The sequence below is a fragment of the Vibrio diabolicus genome, from assembly GCF_011801455.1.
GTDB classification, from domain to species: Bacteria; Pseudomonadota; Gammaproteobacteria; order Enterobacterales; family Vibrionaceae; genus Vibrio; species Vibrio diabolicus.
In genome coordinates this window covers 886226-906904 of sequence record NZ_CP042451.1, presented here as the reverse complement: position 1 = coordinate 906904, position 20679 = coordinate 886226, and the positions used below count along the sequence as shown (strand labels likewise).

20 protein-coding genes are annotated in these 20679 nt (G+C 45.1%); 5 read left to right on the top strand and 15 right to left on the bottom strand.

Translation table 11 applies throughout. From position 1 onward, the window contains the following. The first annotated feature begins 61 nt into the window (after positions 1 to 61). A complete protein-coding gene (locus FR741_RS04305) occupies positions 62 to 1837 on the top strand; it encodes a SulP family inorganic anion transporter (protein WP_006741676.1) in 1776 nt (591 codons plus the stop codon). A 73-nt stretch (positions 1838 to 1910) separates the two neighbouring features. On the opposite strand, the gene FR741_RS04300 is transcribed toward FR741_RS04305, so the two are convergent. The 6 genes from FR741_RS04300 to dnaQ all read right to left on the bottom strand — a co-directional run bounded on the left by FR741_RS04300 (position 1911) and on the right by dnaQ (position 6415). Next, positions 1911 to 2321: a GNAT family N-acetyltransferase gene (locus FR741_RS04300; protein ID WP_167426322.1), complete on the bottom strand. Its 411-nt coding sequence runs from the start codon at positions 2319 to 2321 to the stop codon at positions 1911 to 1913. Positions 2322 to 2404: 83 nt separating this feature from the next. Then, entirely contained in the window at positions 2405 to 2797 is a 393-nt protein-coding gene (locus FR741_RS04295) for a DUF1353 domain-containing protein (RefSeq protein WP_167426321.1), read from the bottom strand. 51 nt (positions 2798 to 2848) lie between these two features. Next, positions 2849 to 3400, bottom strand: a complete 552-nt coding sequence (locus FR741_RS04290) for a hypothetical protein (protein WP_167427067.1) — start codon at positions 3398 to 3400, stop codon at positions 2849 to 2851. Positions 3401 to 3505: 105 nt separating this feature from the next. Then, positions 3506 to 4294: a hypothetical protein gene (locus FR741_RS04285; RefSeq protein ID WP_167426320.1), complete on the bottom strand. Its 789-nt coding sequence runs from the start codon at positions 4292 to 4294 to the stop codon at positions 3506 to 3508. A 139-nt stretch (positions 4295 to 4433) separates the two neighbouring features. Then, positions 4434 to 5684 (bottom strand): TIGR03503 family protein, encoded by a 1251-nt coding sequence (locus tag FR741_RS04280; RefSeq protein ID WP_167426319.1) that lies wholly within the window; start codon positions 5682 to 5684, stop codon positions 4434 to 4436. 8 nt (positions 5685 to 5692) lie between these two features. Continuing rightward, complete coding sequence (gene dnaQ, locus FR741_RS04275; RefSeq protein WP_005380385.1) at positions 5693 to 6415, bottom strand: DNA polymerase III subunit epsilon; 723 nt, start codon at positions 6413 to 6415, stop codon at positions 5693 to 5695. 59 nt (positions 6416 to 6474) lie between these two features. Between dnaQ and rnhA the strand changes: the two genes are divergently transcribed. Next, the gene (rnhA, locus tag FR741_RS04270) at positions 6475 to 6939 is read left to right on the top strand and encodes a ribonuclease HI (RefSeq protein ID WP_012841509.1); all 465 of its coding nucleotides are present in this window, start codon (positions 6475 to 6477) and stop codon (positions 6937 to 6939) included. On the opposite strand, the gene FR741_RS04265 is transcribed toward rnhA, so the two are convergent. Beyond that, positions 6936 to 7682, bottom strand: coding sequence for a class I SAM-dependent methyltransferase (locus FR741_RS04265; RefSeq protein WP_012841508.1), 747 nt, complete (start codon positions 7680 to 7682; stop codon positions 6936 to 6938). The two genes, rnhA and FR741_RS04265, sit on opposite strands and share 4 nt — an antisense overlap. Positions 7683 to 7719: 37 nt before the next feature. Between FR741_RS04265 and gloB the strand changes: the two genes are divergently transcribed. The 3 genes from gloB (at position 7720) to FR741_RS04250 (ending at position 11000) form a co-directional block, all read left to right on the top strand. Beyond that, positions 7720 to 8478: a hydroxyacylglutathione hydrolase gene (gloB, locus tag FR741_RS04260; RefSeq protein WP_006741673.1), complete on the top strand. Its 759-nt coding sequence runs from the start codon at positions 7720 to 7722 to the stop codon at positions 8476 to 8478. A 255-nt stretch (positions 8479 to 8733) separates the two neighbouring features. Beyond that, positions 8734 to 10317 carry a lytic transglycosylase gene (locus FR741_RS04255; protein ID WP_167426318.1) on the top strand — a complete coding sequence of 528 codons (1584 nt, stop codon included), beginning with the start codon at positions 8734 to 8736 and terminating at the stop codon, positions 10315 to 10317. Then, complete coding sequence (locus tag FR741_RS04250; protein WP_053809793.1) at positions 10314 to 11000, top strand: YIP1 family protein; 687 nt, start codon at positions 10314 to 10316, stop codon at positions 10998 to 11000. Before FR741_RS04255 ends, FR741_RS04250 begins: the two co-directional genes overlap by 4 nt. A gap of 1 nt (position 11001) precedes the next feature. On the opposite strand, the gene FR741_RS04245 is transcribed toward FR741_RS04250, so the two are convergent. The 8 genes from FR741_RS04245 to lpxB form a co-directional block, all read right to left on the bottom strand. After that, entirely contained in the window at positions 11002 to 11847 is an 846-nt protein-coding gene (locus FR741_RS04245) for an endonuclease/exonuclease/phosphatase family protein (RefSeq protein WP_006741670.1), read from the bottom strand. Between the two features lie 139 nt (positions 11848 to 11986). Next, positions 11987 to 12325 carry a nitrogen regulatory protein P-II gene (gene glnB, locus FR741_RS04240; RefSeq protein ID WP_005436810.1) on the bottom strand — a complete coding sequence of 113 codons (339 nt, stop codon included), beginning with the start codon at positions 12323 to 12325 and terminating at the stop codon, positions 11987 to 11989. A gap of 187 nt (positions 12326 to 12512) precedes the next feature. Next, the gene (locus FR741_RS04235; protein WP_167426317.1) at positions 12513 to 12827 is read right to left on the bottom strand and encodes a c-type cytochrome; all 315 of its coding nucleotides are present in this window, start codon (positions 12825 to 12827) and stop codon (positions 12513 to 12515) included. Positions 12828 to 12897: 70 nt separating this feature from the next. Then, positions 12898 to 14208, bottom strand: coding sequence for a tRNA lysidine(34) synthetase TilS (gene tilS, locus FR741_RS04230; protein ID WP_167426316.1), 1311 nt, complete (start codon positions 14206 to 14208; stop codon positions 12898 to 12900). A gap of 106 nt (positions 14209 to 14314) precedes the next feature. Next, the gene (gene accA / locus FR741_RS04225; protein ID WP_005380365.1) at positions 14315 to 15274 is read right to left on the bottom strand and encodes an acetyl-CoA carboxylase carboxyl transferase subunit alpha; all 960 of its coding nucleotides are present in this window, start codon (positions 15272 to 15274) and stop codon (positions 14315 to 14317) included. Between the two features lie 46 nt (positions 15275 to 15320). Beyond that, positions 15321 to 18800 (bottom strand): DNA polymerase III subunit alpha, encoded by a 3480-nt coding sequence (gene dnaE, locus FR741_RS04220; protein ID WP_005385364.1) that lies wholly within the window; start codon positions 18798 to 18800, stop codon positions 15321 to 15323. 81 nt (positions 18801 to 18881) lie between these two features. After that, complete coding sequence (rnhB, locus tag FR741_RS04215) at positions 18882 to 19517, bottom strand: ribonuclease HII (RefSeq protein ID WP_167426315.1); 636 nt, start codon at positions 19515 to 19517, stop codon at positions 18882 to 18884. 9 nt (positions 19518 to 19526) lie between these two features. Beyond that, on the bottom strand, positions 19527 to 20666 hold the full coding sequence (lpxB, locus tag FR741_RS04210; RefSeq protein ID WP_104970852.1) for a lipid-A-disaccharide synthase: 1140 nt from the start codon (positions 20664 to 20666) through the stop codon (positions 19527 to 19529). Between the last annotated feature and the right edge of the window lie 13 nt (positions 20667 to 20679).

Here is a 20679-nt window from a genome sequence, read left to right as displayed (position 1 = left end):
TAACTAACTCACAGACGTTCCAAGCAAGCGGTGTATACTTTTAAGTAACTCACTCACATATATGGTAAATCCGTTGGCTAAAATATTATTCGCACAGTGGTTCCCAGGGCTTGTTCAGCTTAAGCATTATCAAAAAGAATGGTTTGTTAACGACTTTAGAGCCGCCTTTTCTGTTGTCGCGGTTGCCCTGCCAGTTGCCATAGCTTATGCACAGCTAACCGGTGTATCCGCAATTGTCGGTCTGTACTCGTGTGTACTGCCAATGTTGGTATACGCCATGATGGGCACATCTCGACAACTCATTGTCGGACCTGATGCAGCAACCTGTGCAGTGATTGCCGCCGTTGTTACGCCGCTTGCCGCGGGTGATCCTACAAAACATTGGCAGTTAGTTATGACCATGACAGCGATGACTGGTATTTGGTGTGTACTGGCCAGTCGTTTCAAGTTAGGGGTGTTTGCAGACTTCCTTTCTCGCCCGATTCTTTTGGGTCTACTCAACGGTGTCGCTCTCACAATTATCGTTGGTCAGTTTGCCAAAGTGGTCGGTTTGAAATACGAACAACGTTATTTGCTGGAACGCTTATGGGAGGCTCCACAACGATTAACCGAGCTTCATTGGCCTACCGTAACTCTGAGTATCGTGACGGTTGTCGTTTATTTACTCACCAAACGCTACCGACCAACTTGGCCTGCTGCCATGCTGGCGATACTCGTGACTACCGCGTCAGTTTGGTTTTTCCATTTACAAGAGATGGGCGTATCCGTAGTTGGGCTCACTCAAGGTGGTTTCCCTCAGTTTCAAACGCCGGAGTTTGAGCTAGGTGAAGTTCGTGAGCTAGTGGTCCCGGCGCTCAACCTTGCGATTGTCAGCTTTGTTAGCATGATGCTCACCGCGCGCAGTTTCGCCGCTAAAAACGGTTATGATATTGATGCAAATAAAGAGTTTCAGGCGTTGGGCTTTGCCAACATTGCCTCAGCGTTTTCGCAAGGTTTCGCGATAAGCGGAGCTGACTCACGCACAGCGGTAAATGATGCAAATGGCGGTAAATCTCAATTAGTTTCGATTGTTGCCGCAATCACCATTGCCATTATTGCGGTATTTATTTATGAGCCTTTACAGTTTATTCCCATCGCATCACTTGGTGTCGTGTTGATCATCGCATCCTTGTCTCTGCTCGATCTCAAAGCCATTTGGAAATTAAAATCTCGTGACAAAGATGCGTTCTATCTAGCAATCATCACTTTTATTTCTGTTTTGATCGTAGGCGTAATACCGGGGATCACTTTAGCGGTACTGCTAGGGCTATTTCAATTTTTACGTATTGTCATGCGACCGAGTGATCAGCTACTTGGCTTGGATGAAAAAGGCACCATTCGGACCATCGACGACTCAGGAAAAGCTTCGCCTATTCCTGGAATGGTGATTTACCGCTTTAACTCGCCGCTGACTTACTTCAACGCACCTTACTTTAAACGCCGAGTGTTAGAGCAAGTAGAACATCACAAAGACGCAAGTTGCGTTGTCATCGACGCCGTATCGAGCTTTACTCACTTAGATCTCAGTGTGATGGCAACACTGTCAGATATTCACAATACTTTAAAAAAGAGAGGCGTACGCTTAATCCTCGCAGGAAGGAAACGACGCTTACGTCAATGGTGTGAGCTTACTGGTATCAGCACCAGTGAAGGAGGCATCTTACTGCGAGCCGATATGTACCTTGCCATTAAACTTAGTGGCTGTTACATCAGTGCTGTGGGTGAGGGACAAATTCCTACTGTTCAAAAAGAGCCTGATTTAGAGCAGCCACCCAAACCAATTCCAGAAGTGGCTTAAGTAGAAGTTTAATATAGAAAACAGGAAATTAAACTCCTGTTTTCTATTGCTTATTTGCACAGCTGAATACGTGTTACGCCTTCGGCTTAAACTTTTTTGTCATCCCTTGGCTTTTAGGAGCCACCAGCCTATAACCAAGCTTTTCGTAAAAGACCGGTTCATCAGCAATCATAGAAACGTAAGAGCCTTCAAGTGCAACAGAAGAAAGATAACCGTCAATGTATTCCATGACTTTTCTACCTAAACCGTTACCTTGATAATCAGAATCAACGGCAACGTCGACAATTTCGAAGTTACACGCCCCGTCACCAACAACCCGACCCATTGCAATGAGCTTTCCCTCATCCCGAACAGATACACCATATAACGAATTGGGTAGACCAATTTCAGCAGCTTTCAACGATTTGGGTGATAGCCCGGCTTTGACACGCATATCACAGTATTCTTTCGGGCTTGGCACATGCTCTTCATATCTTATTATCATTATGTACGACTCCTTTGTATCACCTTGGAGCTTACATAACCAAACTGTATAAATAAACAGTTAAAATTGGAAAGATGTTCCCATTAAGCACACAAAGTGTCGGGTCTGGAAAAGAAGCCACCGACAACTCTGACGCCATAATAGATATAAGTCGCTCTGAAGCTAGACATTCCTTTTTCTAAACATGTTTCTCTCAGCAACATATCCGCATGCTTTCGAGCACTTTGTGGCAACACCTCTTCCCTCATGAGTTGGTAAAGAGCATCATGCACTAAAGAAGCTTTCATAATGTTTTTTGTGTCTAATGCTGGCCCACTCGCTCCATCCCAAGCATAGCCCTTTTTAATCGTTAACATACCTTGTTTGGACAAACTAAGAAAAGGGCTGTCATACGCCTGACTCACTGAAATGCGAGTCTCAATCTTTTCTTCAGAATGGAGAGTGTATTTGTACTTCTGACGCTTTTTGTATTTCATAACCTAACCGCCTAACTAACTTGAGTGGGAGGAACGGGGATAACTCTCAAATTAGAGTTTCTCAGAGAGTTTTTTCAAGTAGGACTTAGCAAGATCATGGTTATCTCTGCTCAACCACTTAATGCAATCAAAGAGTTCCCAAATCAGGCCTTGATCACCACTGGTATAAACTGGGAAATCTTCATGCTTTGGCGCAGGTTCATCAGTAACCATGCCAGCAATCACATCAGCTTTATCAAATAAAACCTGAAATGGCTTAGAAAGTTTGAAAGGCTCACAGAGATCTAAACAATGAATCTCTGTACTGGTTAGGTCATTAAAAATGTATTTTTTGAAGCACGTATTTTCGTTGTGCTCTCCCTCAAGGCGATAAAAAATGTCTTTATTAGCTTCAAACTGGGTAAAGCAAGGCTCTGAGGCTTTATGGAAGTTGTTTTGAGTAAAGACAACAACATCAGCGTCCGAAATACGGTCACCTTTTCCTGATGACAATGAACCAAGCAATACCGCAGCAACAACGTCTTTTTCATGTACAAAGGCATTATATGCTGATTCCACTAGCGCACCTTGTAAAGGTAAACGATCTAGGTTTAATAATTCCATTGCCACCGGTAAAGTCCTTAATTTTAATATTTCAAAAGATTGGAAACAATCCAAAAGTAAAGAAGTGAAATTATGAAAAAATAAAACATAACCTAAACTCAATATTTATTTAAACCCTAAACTTTTTATTCTATTTGATAGGGAAAGGAATGAGCTTTCGACAATCTTCAGCTCATTCTCCGAGAAAGAGAGAAAATCATAAATAATAGCCAAATCTTGATACATGCATGAAGCAAGGCGTCTAGGTTTTTCATCGTAACTAAGCTTATCCATATCAAGCGTTTGACACTCGGGACAATCATAACCAATTGAGTGGCAAAGCTTTAATAGAGTATCCAAATCGTTTATTGCTAAATCCGATACTGAAAATGACTTCTGTTGAACTATTTTCTGCAAAGACCCACAACACTCAATAAAGTCATGGATAATGTTATTATTTAGAGTTAAATCTCCACCTAAAGATTTAGGAAACAAGTGCCTGTATATTATAATTAATCGTCCTGTCTTTGTATTAAACCTTTCAGGATAGAGCTCCTTTGCATATTCAATGAAGTATTCTCTATGCTTGAAGTGATTAGAGAATATATTTTGTCCACGAGTTTCAGCAATTTGAACTCTCGTTTGTTCTGAACGATGATTGAGCGCTATCAACCCTATAACAGAAATATAAACCGCAGATATTGATACGGGCACTTTTAGGACAACAAGTACAAACTCATTCAGGCCATTGATTGAAGGCGAAAATGTGTAGTTCGTTATAAGATCTGCTGTAACTAAAGTGATTACAACTAACATTACAAAAGCATATAATTTTGTAATGTCCCTAAAAACTCCTAAAGACGAAGTATTTGCAGTAGGGTCACATAGATACTTAGAAGACAAGCTCTTATTCATTCTGTTTTTACTACTTTAAAAGAATAACACATGTAGTTGCATATGGAGTCAATCGACCCAAAAAACAAGTTGTTGCGTAGCAATATGGCTAACAAAAAACGGAGCCGATTGGCTCCGTTTCTAGGTTTACGTGTTACTGCTATTTCTTTGGCACTTCTAACTGCATCTCTGGCATGGCATCGCGCTTCGCTTTAATTTTGCGCCAGACTATCCATGCAATGATCACAATCAGCAGCATTATCACGTTACCCACCGCGATAATAATCATGCTGCGCTTACGCTCAGCCTCCCGCTCAGCAATAATTTGCTTTTCCATTTCAATACGGCGCTGCTCGGCTAATTCAGCTTCTTTTGCAATTCGAGCGGCTTCTAGATCAACGTCATCAACAACACTGAAGGTTTGCTCTGGAATAGGAAACACCAGTGGACGTTGCGTCGCAAAATCAGTGGCAAAGATCTCGCCGCGCCATGCGTATTTACCAAGCTCAGCGTCGTTATTGAGGTTCAGCGTGGTTCTCATTCCATCTTTAGAAACCTGGCCTTGGCTGTAGCTAACAAAGCCATCGGGTGCATCTTGTTCCACCGTGACTGCGATTGAGCCTGGCGCGATCATACCTTGCTCACCACTCACCACCAATTGGTGTGGTTTGTCAGGATTGCGCGCCTGAATAAAAGTACGAGAAATGGGGTTCGGATAAACCAAGATGACTTGCTCTTGCGCTCGTAAGAATACGCCATTACCAGAGGTGATTCGCGCACGGTACTTACCGGGCTCAACATCTATTGGTAGTTGGACAGTGAACACACCATCCCCTGCTTTTTCATCCAAGCCGCGGCCATCATCAGCAAACTCACCCACAACCATCGGCACTGGACGTGCTTCTTTGATCAACTCATCTTCATTTTCGACAAACTTGGTAAATGTCACGCGCAAATTCACGCGGTCAAGGAAGTCGCGCAGTACAAGAGGTTTGTCGTCGGAGGTTAGGCGAGCTGTAAACTTAAGCGCTTCCCCATTATATAATCGGTTTGGGAACACATCCGTGCTGAGCTTTAAGTGAGAAATTAAGCGGATGTTATTTTTAGGAGTGACTTTCCCCACAGCCTGCCATGGGCCTGGCATAGGGTTGTCAACGGAGATAATATCGAGTGAGGCATCTTGGTACCAACGTACATTGTCGTAGGCGTCCCAAGCATAGTACTTTTTACCGTCAGGGCGGACTAAAACAACTGGCTGAGAACTTTGCTCACGATAAACTAAAAAAGTGATCTGCTCGATGGTTGGATCCACTCGAAAGCGATTGTCTAACAAAGACATAGCAGATTCACTCGATGCACTCGAGAGACTACTCCATATCGCTAAAAACGCGACCAACAAAGCCCTCAGCATAGCTTCTCCTATTGATGCCAAATACAGTCGTTCACCAACTCTAATCTTTTTTGGTGAGCTTCTAGTTCATCGGCACTTGCGCGCAAAACCTTTAGCGCTTTTCTTCCTTCAATACGGCGAATGGTTTCTACCCCACCCTCTTGTTTATTCGCGTTAAACTCTAGACTCGTTTGACCACCCGTCATAAAGAGGTAAACGTCGGCTAGAATCTCCGCATCGAGCAAAGCTCCGTGGAGTGTACGGTGCGAGTTATCAATACCGTAACGTTCACATAAGATATCAAGGTTGTTTCGCTTACCTGGGAAGATTTTCTTCGCCATAGCAAGGGTGTCGGTCACCTTGCAGTAGTCGTCCGTTTTGCCGATGTTAGGATCGAGCATGCCAAACTCGTAATCCATAAAGCCCGTATCGAAGGGCGCATTGTGGGCAACAAGTTCGGCGCCTTTAATAAACTCAAGAAACTCTTGGTGCACGCTCGCGTATTCCGGTTTATCAACCAAGAATTCATCCGTAATACCGTGAACTTCAACCGCTTCTGGTTGGATTTCACGATCGGGTTTTAAATAAACGTGGAAGTGACGACCAGTCAGCTTACGGTTGATGATCTCCACGGCACCGATTTCAATAATGCGGTGTCCCATGTAGTGAGGACCACCCTCGCGGTTCATACCTGTGGTTTCGGTATCGAGAACGACAATGCGGTTATATTCAGAATTGCTGCTGGTATTCATAAGGTTATGTATGTCAGACTATGCTTTATTAAATGTTTCGGCTAATAGTACCAAAAAATATGACCAAACACGTTGAGATTTTCACTGACGGTTCTTGTTTAGGTAACCCAGGACCAGGTGGTTACGGCATTGTATTGCGTTACAAAGACGTAGAAAAGACGCTTTCCAAAGGCTACACGTTAACCACCAACAACCGTATGGAAATGTTGGCGGCTGTCGTCGCGCTGCAGACGTTAAAACAACCTTGCAAAGTCACTTTAACGACTGACAGCCAATATGTGCGCCAAGGTATTACTCAGTGGATCCATAACTGGAAGAAGCGTGGCTGGAAAACAGCGGATAAAAAACCCGTGAAGAATGCCGATCTATGGCAAGCTCTAGACAAAGAAACTGCACGCCATCAAGTTGAATGGCACTGGGTAAAAGGCCACGCTGGTCATCGTGAGAATGAAATTTGTGATGAGCTAGCCCGTACCGCCGCAGAAAACCCAACCGAGGAAGATACTGGTTACCAACCCTCTTAACGAGATTCTTTCCTCATAGTATTGCCCTCTCGATTCATCACCCCTAGTGGTGTGAGCTTTTTCTTCAAACGCCAATGCGGTTTGATAGGCTTGAGAGGGTATGTTCGTTTCCTTGCCACAATGTAATACAAACTCCCTGCAGGTGACGCCCAATCACCGAGACTGTTTTCCAACCATGTCCACATCGTGCGGTAACGCTTCATCGGAAACAGCGCGTAACGATCGCAATGAATCACTTGATAATTAAGTAACCCTAACCAGTCGTTGATGCGGTTCGACGTAAACATTCGTCCACTCCAAGGCAAATTATGTTTACGCCATGGAAGCAAACTCGCTAATCCAGTCAAACTTAGTGGGTTAAATCCAGTGATTATCAAATAACCATCATCCATCATCACTCTATCGACTTCCCGTAGCAAACGGTGTGGATCGCTTGCATAGTCGAGCTGATGAGCGAGTATCACAACATCAAAGCTTTTTTCCAAAAAGGGCAATTCGTAACCATCTGCAATCACATTATGCAACGGGTTCTGGATATCTACGTTGACTTGGTGTTGAATGTTACAATTACAGCTGGTTAGCTCACAGCTCAACCCGCCCAGTTTGAGCATATGGTAACCGAAGAGTTTCGGACACCATTCATCAAGTCGGGTCTGGATTGACTCAAGCACCCACGGACCGTTGTTCATTGCTGACCAAGTCGACGGGTGTGGTATAGTTTTGTTGCTGAGTGCTGGTTTCATTAACCACCTGACTAAAATGGGTGACGGAGAACGAATCGTGTTAGAGATCAAAAGCATACCCGCATTTAATGATAATTACATCTGGCTGATACAAAATAGCGATAAGCGTTGCGCAGTCGTTGATCCGGGCGATGCGAAGCCAGTGTTAGAATACTTGCAGGCTAACGAATTAACTTTAGAAGCGATTTTAATTACGCACCACCACAACGATCACATTGGTGGCGTTCCAGACTTAGTGCGTGCCTTTCCTGAAGTCGCCGTTGTGGGCCCGAAATCTGAGCCAATTCCAACCCTAACCACCCCCATGGAAGAAGGCGACAAACTGGAGTTATTTGGCGAAATCTTTTTGGTGCTAGGTTTACCAGGCCATACCTTAGGTCATATCGGTTACGTTGGAGACGGAAAACTGTTTTGCGGTGACGTGTTGTTTTCCGCAGGCTGCGGTCGTATTTTTGAAGGTACGCCAGAGCAAATGTTTGAGTCACTAAACAAGCTAACGTCTCTACCAGAAGAAACTCAAGTCTTCTGCGCGCATGAATACACCGCGAGTAACGTGGCGTTTGCTTTAGCGGTTGAGCCTGATAATGAGCAGCTCCGTCAATATCGCGATGATGTAAACCGACTGCGAGCTCTAAACATTCCGACACTTCCAACAACAATACGCAAAGAAAAGTGGATTAATCCGTTCTTGCGAACCACCAATCCTGACGTGGTTCAATCTGTTGCTAGTCGCATTAAAAATAGCGATCCATGCTCGGTTTTTACGGCTTTGCGTGAGTGGAAGAACGAATTTTAACCATTTTCTGCTTGTAAGTTTGCAAGACCCCAGTATTATCAGGGGCTGATTTTTCGAGAAGCGCCACTGGCGCTTCTCTTACGTTTGGGGTTGATATAAATCTATTTGAATTTCTCCCCATTGCATAATTTAGAAGCTCTTTGCCTCTATTAATTAGTTAGTGTTTAAAAGATGTCTATTATCTTGCGACTGCCACGCACATTGTGTTGCGCGACAGGCAGGTGAAGATAAAAAGGCCCTAAATAGGCTGAATCCATGCGTTTGAAGTATACCTGGGCGTTGGCGTTGTTATTATCTGGCTGTCAATTGACTCAGTCAGACTCAACGTCTTCTACACCAGAAACCAATAAATCTGAGCAGACTGCAAAACAAAATGCAGCGAAGGCTCAACCGGGCAACACATCGTCTTTAGCAAAAAAATCCGCTAACGACGCGCCTAAAGTTCTTTCCCCTCAGGAACAAGAAGATGTATGGCAACGTATCGCCATGCAACTTGAAATGGATATCCCAAACCATAAGAAAGTGGACTACTACCGTACGTGGTATCTAAAGCACCCGAATCACCTTTACACGGTGTCTAAGCGTGCGACTCCTTTTCTATACATGATCACAAAACGTATCGAAGAGCGTGGACTTCCAATGGAGCTTGCTTTGCTTCCTGTGGTGGAAAGCTCATTCGATGCCTTTGCCTACTCACACGGTAGTGCAGCTGGATTGTGGCAATTTGTCCCTGGCACCGGAAAGATGATGGGACTAGAGCAAAACTACTGGTATGACGGTCGCCGAGATGTGGCAGCAGCAACGGATGCCGCGCTGGACTACCTTGTACAACTAAACGAGCGTTTTGATGGTAGCTGGGAGCATGCAATTGCCGCTTACAATAGTGGTGGTGGCCGTGTTTCTAGCGCAATTCGTAAGAATAAAAAGCTCGGTAAACCTATCGATTTCTTCTCATTGGACTTACCAAAAGAGACCAGCAGTTACGTTCCTAAGCTGCTAGCTTTGGCTGACGTCATCGCAAACCAAGACAAGTACGGACTTAATATTCCTGCGATTCCAAACAAACCTGTTCTAACGCTTGTCGATCCGAAAGAACAGCTTGATCTGGCCATTGCAGCAGATTATGCCGGCATTGGTGTGAAAGAGTTACAAAGTTACAACCCTGCATACAACCAATGGTCAACGGCGCCTGAAGGTCCGCACCAACTTTTGATTCCGGTAGAGAAAAAAGAGGCTTTTCTCACTAAGGTGGAGAAAAACCGTGGTAAAGGTATGAAGGTCGCTCGCTACAAGGTGAAGTCTGGTGACTCTTTAAGTGTGCTAGCTAATAAATACGGCACAACCACAAAAGTGATTCGACGTGCAAACGGTCTGTCGAATAACAATATTCGTATTGGCCAATACCTACTGATTCCGACGTCAACAAAAGACGATGCGAAATACGCACTAACGGCACAAAATCGATTAAGCAAGACTCAATCACGTGCTCGTGGACAACTCAAGCTCACTCACGTCGTTCAGTCTGGAGAAAGTTTGTGGTCAATCGCACGTGAAAATAAAGTGTCGTATAAATCGTTAGCAAAATGGAATGGCATGGGCCCTAAAGATCCATTGCGTGTGGGTCAAAAGCTCGTGATTTGGAAGGACTCAGACAAAGGTGCTGTGATCCGTACCGTTTTCTACAACGTTCGCTCCGGTGACACCATTAGCGGCATTGCAAGCAAGTTCAAAGTAAAAACAAACGACATCGTAAAATGGAACTCGCTACACAACAAAAAATACTTACAACCAGGTCAAAAACTTAAGTTGTACGTTGACGTAACGAAGGTAAGTGTATGAACCCATCAAGCAACCCACTTGTGATGCTGTTGGACATTTTTCGTTCTCCAACATCTTGCTTTCTAGCGCTTTACCAACGCGGCGGATGGGGATGGCAACCGTTCATCTTCTTGATGCTTAGTCCGTTTTTATTCTGGGGCGCTTACTTTTCGAATGTCGATTTCACGTGGCTTAGTGACCAACTAGCCGCGCAGTTTCAGCAAATCGACCCAAAGCAGATTGAGCTATTAGAGCCAAACACGCTAATGGCAAGTGCGATCATCAATGATGTATTCAACCGCTTTGCCACCTTACTGTTGCTTGCGCTTTGGTTCTTTCTTGCAACGAAGGCAAGCAAGCAACAATATGGTTACTGGAAGTGGTTTGCCGCGTCGTGTGCAATCTTATTCCCAGCAGTATTGGGCGATATCGCAAGCTACGCGAGCCTATTGCTCAAGCATGGCCAGGTGATGACTTACGCAGCAGATTTAAACAGCCTCAATGGTCTATTAAAACTGCCGCTTACCAGTGAGTGGTCTCAGTTCGCTAGCTCACTACCACTACTGCTGCCTTGGTATATTGTATTGGGCTACGGTGTTGTGCTTACTTGGACTGAGTTTGAACGTGGGCAAGCCTTGGTGATTGCAAGCCTGCCATGGGTATTCTTCTACGTTATTTGGGCGCTTTATATTGTGGTGACCTAAGCTAATCATCTAACGTAAATGACAGTAACAATGGGTTATGATCGGAAGCGTCGCTCTGCGGCGCTTTCGCGTATTTGAGGGTCAGTCCTCGGTAAAATACGTGATCCAACGGTAATCCCGTTATAAATTGGACTCGATGATCAGGCGAGAACGTCACTTCTTGCAAGTCCGCGGCTTTTAAGGCCTGTCGCATCGCATTAACGCGAGATTCACTCCAACTATTGAAGTCTCCAGCGAATAGGATCGGCCCTGTATGATGCTTTAAAAGCATTTCAAGAGCCGTTAACTGAGAGACATACTCTTGCGTGCCAACCGTGAAGTTAATTGCATGTACATTCACCACAGCGAGTCTCTCGCCATTGCTTAATTGATATTGGCTGTATAGTGCAGACTTGGGTAAACGCAGCCAAGGCTCTTTAGACGTATAAGCACAGGCTTTTTCTGGTTGCCCTTGAGCGATACTAATCACACCCGCACCGCTGCCCAGCGCCTTAAAGGCACTCACTTGGTTGCTGACCCAGTTGCCATCCACCAACCATTGCTTAAAAGATGGTGTCATGCTGGCTTCTTGCAATAACAGCAGCTGCTTATCAGCAGAGAATTCATTGAGTGCGCTTTGCCAATTATTCCGGTTCTGTTTGTAGATATTCCAGACAAGTACATTGATTTCACCGCCCTGATCCAGAGCTTTTGAGCCGCTAAATTCGATACACCTAATATCCTGCGTCAGCTCTGAACCTGTTTGAGTAATGATTTGCGGCTGATCTGGTACGGTGAAAATAACCTGGAAGCCGACCAATACCGCCATAATAAGAAAAGCTAACGCCAGAAAAAAACGCTTAAACATACGACAAACCTGAATATACGCACCCTAAAACTGGAACAACCAACCTCGGGTTATTTGATTTCACTGAAAGTAAAAAACAAAAAAGGAGCCACTTGGCTCCCTTTTAGCATAATAAATACGAGACAGGTAACAAGAAACCTTAGATCGCGTCTTCGTCTTCTTCACCAGTACGGATACGAACCACACGCTCAACATCAGTAACAAAGATTTTACCATCACCAATTTTGCCGGTTTGCGCGGTTTCAATGATCGTCTCTACGCATTTATCAGCCACATCTTCCGTTACAACGATTTCGAGCTTCACTTTAGGCAGAAAGTCCACCATGTACTCTGCACCACGGTAAAGCTCGGTGTGACCTTTTTGGCGACCAAAGCCTTTCACTTCAGAGACGGTCATCCCTGTAATGCCAACTTCAGCTAGCGCTTCTCGAACATCATCCAATTTAAATGGCTTGATAATCGCTTCAATTTTTTTCATGTTCATCCCTTAAGCTTCAATCGATTGCGCTTATTATCGTTTAGCGTTTCGCAACATTCAATGTTTGTCTCTGATCCACCAGCGAAAATCCAGATTGAGCAAATTAACATAGCGAATATCGTGAGTTGATAAAACCCCAGTGAGGACTGCTCAATGCCCAATCGTCCAAGCTTTTTCAGACTCGCGTTTACTTCAAACTTGCGTAGTAAGCCGCTAGATTAGCGATGTCTTCATCAGACAACAGTGAAGCTTGAGCTTGCATAACAGCAGCAAGACCACCTGTTCGCTCTTTGTTTTTATAGGCTTTAATTGAACTGATAATGTATTGCTCGTTTTGCCCTTTCAGGTTTGGGTAACCCGGAATGACAGCAATGCCGTCGGCGCCATGACATGCTGCGCATACTCCTGCCTTTGCTTGACCAGCTGTGGCATCTCCCGCTGCTAGAGCATGACCACAGAATATGGTTAGCGCCACCATTGCGCCCATGATTGTTTTTTTCATTGCTTCACCTAATCAATTATTATTTAAGGATTTTTATATTTTATAATCGACATTGTGGCATGAATTTTCATTACCTGCGCCAAATAAGTTCACAATCTTGACCATTAAACGCCTGATCAACGAACAGATCTGCCACTGCAACGACTCGGTCTTGATACATCAAAATCGGAATTTGACGACGCAGCCAGCTTGGCACATTGTATTCTTGGAACAACTTCTTCAGCTTTCGACTGTGATTACGCGTGGTTGGATGCGCTGATAAGCCTTCCGGATTGAAGGTCACGCGAAGCAATTCTGGCTGACTCGGAAGCGCAATCGTTGCGTTGCTAGAACTCGTCGTTAAGGTCAGCTCCCCTAGCCGCTCTGGAAGCGATAAAACGGTATCGACTTGAATCCTACTTTGCCACTCAGTGACGTCAGCTATTTCCGTTACCCAATAGAGACGATTTCGAAAACGGCGCACTTCACCTTGTTTAAGTTGTAGTTTGGGGTTGGCATCTTGCTGAGCTAATGCGACTTCATTCCAGATAAGATTGAGTTGTACCTGAGTCGGCATACTAGTATTAAGCTTAGCCAGCCACATACGAATCAAGCGCGCACGCGCTAATTCACTGTGCTTAGCCAGTTCTTTAATACTTAAACTTAGATCCGTTTGTAAAGCGTGTTCAAACACCGCGCTCAATAGTTCATCCAATAGCGCTTCTTGTTGAGCACATAAGCTTGCACTGCGCTGAACCGCTTGATGGATACTCGGCCAGCGACCAGACAATTCAGGAATAACACAATGACGAAGAAAGTTACGATCATAACGGGTATCTTGGTTGCTTTCGTCTTCCACCCACTCCAAGCCTAATTTAGTAGCCGCGTCTTCGATGGTCTTCCGCTTGATAGTAAGCAATGGTCGAACTAGGGAGCCGCCAGAAAACGGCATACTCTCCGCCATCGAAGATAACCCTTTTGGCCCGCTGCCTCGCTTAAGAGCAAGGAGAAAAGTCTCTAGTTGATCATCAGCATGTTGGCCGGTCAACAGTATATCGCCTTCTTGAATGTACTTAGTTAAGGCTTGATAGCGAGCTTCACGAGCAAGAAGTTCAATACTTTCACCATTGCTGATGTCTAAGCTCACTCGCTCAATCGAGCATGATATGCCCACTTGTTTTGCCCAAAGTAAGCATTTATCGGCCCAATCATCGGCATTCGAGCTCAAACCATGGTGCACATATACGGCGTGGCACTCTATCGAATGCGCTTGTTGATAGCGACTGAGTAATTCGAGTAAAAGACGTGAATCCACTCCTCCGCTAAACGCCAAGACAACCTTAGTGCCTGATTGATAGTAGCGGCCGAGAACTTGAGCAAAATGCGGGTAAAGCGATTCCATAAGCGATCCGATAGGTACAAAAAAGGGCTGGACTCTCATCCAACCCTTTCTATTTTAACTGTTATCACTTGAGATATCAGCTAACGCTTAATTGCAATCACCGAAATTAACAGTAACCGTAGCTCATTAGGCGCTGGTAACGACGTTCACGTAGCGTCTCTTCATCCAATTGTTCTAGATCTTCTAGCTGACGAAGTAGTGTCGCTTTCATATTCGCTGCCATTTGAACATGATCGCGATGAGCGCCGCCTAGTGGCTCTTCAATGATTTCGTCGATCAGTTCAAGCTCTTTAAGACGAGGAGCAGTTAGACCCATCGCTTCTGCCGCTTGCGGCGCTTTGTCAGAATCACGCCATAGGATTGAAGCACAACCTTCAGGAGAGATTACTGAGTACGTAGAATACTGAAGCATGTTCACGTAGTCACCTACACCAATTGCTAGTGCGCCGCCTGAACCACCTTCACCAACAACGTTACAGATTACTGGCACTTTAAGACCAGACATCACTTTTAGGTTTTTCGCGATAGCTTCAGATTGACCACGCTCTTCTGCGCCCACACCTGGATACGCACCAGCCGTATCGATAAATGTGATGATCGGCATGTTGAAACGCTCAGCCATTTCCATCAAACGTAGCGCTTTACGGTAACCTTCTGGTTTTGGCATACCAAAGTTACGTTTCACTTTCTCTTTGGTTTCACGACCTTTTTGATGACCGATGATCATCACAGGACGGCCTTCAAGGCGAGCCATGCCACCCACAATCGCTTTGTCGTCTGCAAACGCGCGGTCACCCGCTAATTCATCAAACTCCTCAAAAGCGTGTTGGATGTAATCCAGCGTGTAAGGACGTAGTGGGTGACGAGCCAGTTGAGCTGTTTCCCATGCGCCTAGGTCGCTGAAGGTTTTTTTCTTCAGCTCTAAGCTTTTCTTCTCAAGCTGTTCGATTTCTTTATCCAGGTCAATCGCAGAATCACCACCGTGACGAGAGACATCACGTAATGCTTCAATTTTCGCTTCTAGTTCTGCAATTGGCTTTTCAAATTCAAGAAAGTTTAGGCTCATCTATGAATCCTTGTTTACTCAGCGTCTAACACATTGCGCTGAATTTTTAGTTAAATTCGAGTTCTACCTGGCTTTTGCCAAGTAACTGTTTTAAATCGTCGAGTAATGTATCACTTGGCGTTACTCGCCACTCGGTGCCCAATGTTAACCGCGCTCTGGCGTCGGCACGCTGGTAGTATACATTGACGGGTACGGTTCCAGCTTTGTGCGGTTCTAAAATACGGCTGAACTGCTCAAAAAACTGATCGTTGATCTGATTTGCATCTATCGATACCGACAAACCACGAGCGTATTTCTCGCGCGCACTGCCGAGATCCATAACTTCACGCGCCGACATTTTAAGGCCACCGTTGAAGTCATCAAAGCTGACCTGTCCAGAAACGACCAAAATTCTGTCTTTTTCGAGAAGTTCAGCGTATCGATCCAGCGCATCGGAGAACAACATCACTTCCATACGACCACTTCGGTCATCCAGTGTCATAATACCAATTCGTGTACCACGCTTGGTCGTCATTACACGAGCGGCAATAACCAGGCCGGCTACCGTGACAGATTGATCGCGGCGAGTGGGCGTTGCGTCTTTTAGTCGACAACTGGTGTATTTGTTTAGTTCCTTTACGTAGGCGTTAATTGGGTGCCCTGTCAAATATAGACCTAGGGTATCACGCTCGCCCTCTAACCACACTTTTTCTGGCCAAGGCGGAACCTGCGTATACTTATGCTCTACTTCTTCAGGCGCATCCGTTAGCACACCAAACATATCCGTTTGACCAAACGCCTCAGCTTGGTGATGTTGACTTGCTGCTTTTACCGCATCATTGAGTGACGCCATCATCGCCGCGCGGTGTGGGCCTAGTCGATCCAACGCGCCCGCGTAAATCAGCTTCTCTATCACTCGTTTATTGACGCGTTTTAGATCAACTCGAGCACAGAAATCAAATAGGTCTTTAAAGTGACCACCTTTATTTCTTGCCTCAAGAATCGCATCGATAGGGCCCTCACCTACCCCTTTTATCGCACCAATACCGTAAACAATTGCGCCATTTTCATCAACATTAAAGCGATATAGGCCAGAGTTGATGTCTGGTGGCAGCACGGTGAGCTTCATACGGAAACACTCATCGACCAAGCCAACGACTTTTTCCGTGTTATCCATATCAGCTGTCATTACCGCGGCCATAAATTCGGCAGGATAATGGGTTTTCAGCCAAAGAGTCTGATAAGAAACCAATGCATAAGCAGCAGAGTGCGATTTGTTAAAACCATAACCAGCGAACTTCTCTACCAAGTCGAAGATTTTCATCGCCAACTCGCCATCGATACCGTTCTTTATCGCACCTTCTTCAAAGATAGCACGTTGTTTTGCCATCTCTTCTGGCTTTTTCTTACCCATTGCACGACGGAGCATGTCCGCACCACCTAGCGTGTAACCCGCTAAGATCTGCGCAATCTGCATTACCTGCTCTTGGTACAGGATGATGCCGTAGGTTGGATCAAGCGTCTCTTTTAGCGACTCGTGTTGCCACTTTTCATCTGGATAAGAGATCGCTTCTCGACCATGTTTACGGTCGATAAAGTTATCTACCATGCCCGATTGCAAAGGACCCGGACGGAAGAGTGCTACCAATGCGATAATGTCTTCGAAACAGTCAGGCTGAAGTCGTTTGATCAGCTCTTTCATGCCCCGAGATTCAAGCTGGAATACTGCTGTCGTTTCAGAGTTTTGCAACAAACGGAAAGAGGCAGGGTCTTCTAACGGTATGGATTCAATTTGAACTGGTTCTTTACCTTCTCGCTCTAGACGTGGGTTAATCAGCCCTAACGCCCAGTCAATAATGGTTAAGGTACGTAAACCCAAGAAGTCAAACTTAACTAGGCCAGCGGTCTCAACATCGTTTTTATCAAATTGAGTAACCGGGAAGTGACCTTCAGCGTCTGCATAAATTGGCGCAAAATCGGTAATTGTTGTAGGTGAAATTACAACACCACCAGCGTGTTTACCGGCGTTTCGCGTACAGCCTTCCAAAATATGACACATGTCGATGAGTTCTTTAACTTCCTCATCGGCCTCATACAATTCAGGTAGCGCAGGTTCAGCTTTAAACGCCTTATCTAGCGTCATGCCTGGATCAGGCGGGATCAGCTTTGAAATACGATCAACAAAACCAAATGGATGACCCAATACGCGGCCAACGTCACGGATTACCGCTTTTGCCGCCATCGTACCAAACGTGATGATCTGAGATACCGCGTCGCGACCGTACATTTCCGCAACGTGGTCAATAACCTGGTCACGTTTATCCATACAGAAATCGACGTCGAAATCGGGCATCGAAACACGTTCTGGGTTCAAGAAACGTTCGAATAGCAAATCGTATTCTAATGGATCCAGATCGGTGATTTTTAGTGCGTAAGCCACCAAAGAACCAGCACCGGAACCACGTCCAGGACCTACAGGAATTCCATTATCTTTTGACCACTGGATGAACTCCATTACGATCAAGAAGTAACCAGGAAATCCCATTTGGTTGATAACATCTAGCTCTATCTGAAGACGTTCATCATATTCAGGGCGGCGACGTTTCCTCTCTTCCTCATCTGGAAATAGGAACTCTAAACGCTCTTCCAAGCCCTCTCGGGATTTCATGACTAAGAACTCAGTCTCTTTCATCCCTTCAGTTGGGAAGGCTGGTAGGAAGTACTCCCCTAAGCGCACAGTCACGTTACAACGCTTCGCTATCTCGACACTGTTTTCTAACGCTTCAGGAATATCAGCAAACAGCTCGCACATTTCTTCTTCTGTACGAAGATATTGCTGCGGACTGTAGTTTTTTGGCCTGCGCGGATCTTCTAATGTGTAACCATCGTGAATCGCTACGCGTATTTCATGAGCATCAAATAGGTCTGGACTCAGGAATACAACTTCATTGGTCGCCACTACTGGCAAGTCTTGCTGCTCTGCCAATTCAACTGCAAAGTGAAGATAAGTTTCTTCATCTGGACGACCGGTACGAAGTAACTCAAGATAAAAGCGATCTGGAAAATGCTGTTTATAAAAATCAACACACCCTTGCACTATTTGACGGTTGCCTTTCAAAAGGCCGCGACCAATTTCCCCGCTTTTACCGCCGGATAATACAATCAGGCCTTCAGACATTTCAGCCAACCAGGCTTTATCAATCACAGGGTGGTGTTGAACATGTCCACGTAAGTACGCTTTTGATATCAATAACGTCAGGTTCTTATAACCCACATTATCCGCCGCAAGCAAAGTCACTTGAGTCAGCTCTTCACCAAACTCGTCCGACTGCATTTTAAAGTCAGCACCAATGATCGGTTTAACACCACTGCCATGTGCTGTACCGTAAAACTTCACCAAACCACATAGGTTGGTAAAGTCGGTCAACGCCATTGCGGGCATACCGAGTTCAGCAACTTTCTTTACGATTGGCGGAACTTTGTTGAGGCCATCCACCATCGAGAAGTCACTATGAACACGCAGGTGGATGAATTTGGGATCTGACATTAACAGGTACCGTGTAACTCTATTTTATTGGGGATTCTAACCTAAAGAGGTTGGGTTTATAACACCAATTAGATCGTTTGATTATTCTATGCCTAACGCTTTTTTTACTGGCTTGAAACTCTTGCGGTGTTCACTAATCACTCCGTGTTGCTCAATCGCTTCAAAGTGCGCTTTAGTTGGGTAACCTTTGTGCTTCGCGAAGCCAAATTGTGGATGAAGTTTATCCAACTCTTCCATCTCTTGGTCACGCACGACTTTGGCAATAATGGAAGCCGCACTGATTTCGGCAACACGTAGATCGCCTTTTACTACAGCTTGAGCATCCATTGGCAGCTCCGGACAACGGTTACCGTCAATCAACACCAAATCAGGTTGAACCTGTAACCCCGCCACTGCGCGCTGCATCGCAACCATAGTCGCCTGCAAAATATTCAGTTGATCGATTTCTTCAGGAGAACAACGTCCGACCGCCCACGCCAAAGCTTTTTCTTTGATTTCAGGAAGCAGCGCCATGCGTTTCTTTTCGGTCAATTTTTTCGAATCGTTCAAACCTTCAATAGGATTGTTAGGATCAAGGATAACCGCAGCGGTGACGACGTCTCCCACCAAAGGGCCACGTCCTACCTCGTCGACTCCGGCCACAAACTGATAACCTTGTGGATATTCAAACGGAGGGAGTTCAACTTTGGTTTTGGTCGCTTTTGGTTTAACAGCCATGATAAATCTCTATTTTTCAATCAGTTTTAGAACCGCGTTTGCGGCTTGTTGATCCGCATCTTTACGGATCCAATGATGCATTTCCGTAAACTTATCTAACATCGGTTTATTGTCGCTTTCCAATAAGCGAGAAACCTCAGTAAACAAATTGTCTGGTGTGCACTCATCTTGTAGATATTCTTTGACGAGCTCATCATCCGCCAAGATATTCGGCAATGACACATACTTCGTTTTCAATAGACGTTTAGCTAAGAAAGCGGTAAATGCATTCACACGATAACCCACCACCATTGGACGCTTGAGAAGCATACACTCCAACGCTACGGTACCAGAGGCCAGCATCACTGCATCGGATGCGGTGATGACGTTACGTGCGGTGTCATCAACTAACTTGAAGTCCAACTCTGGTGCGAGCTCTTTCCATGCTTGTTCAAACTGCTCACGGCGTTTTTGATTAACAAGTGCGACAACAAACCCCAGTTCTGGAAATTTTTTATGAAGTAACTTGCAGGTTTCAATAAATGGCTCAGAGAGCATTTTTAACTCGCTACCACGACTGCCTGGCAGGACAGCAAGCCACTTTTTATCTTGTTCTAAACCAAGCAACTCACGTGCAGGCACTTGTTCTGATTCAAGTGGGATGGAATCAGCCAAGGTATGACCAATGAACTCGCAAGGCACATTAAATTTGTCGTAGAACGCTTTTTCAAAAGGAAGAAATGCTAACACCAAGTTCGTTGCCGCTTCTATTTTAAAGATGCGCTTCTGACGCCAAGCCCAAACAGACGGACTCACGTAATGAACGGTTTTAATGCCCGCTTGCTTGAGGTCAAGTTCTAGACGTAAGTTGAAGTCAGGAGCATCGATCCCGATGAAAACATCAGGCGGATTCTGAGTAAAATACTGAACGAGCTCAGCTTTCACTTTAAGAAGTCTCGGTAAGCGGCCTAAAACCTCGACTAACCCCATCACCGCAAGCTCTTCCATATCAAACAGAGACTCGCAACCTTGGGCTATCATTTTCGGACCGCCAATGCCTACAAACTCTGCGTCTGGATATTGTTGCTTTACTGCTTTGATAAAGCCTTCACCTAGCGTATCGCCAGACAATTCTCCGGCAATGATGCCAATACGTAATGGTCTTTCCATATCTACTTCGCTA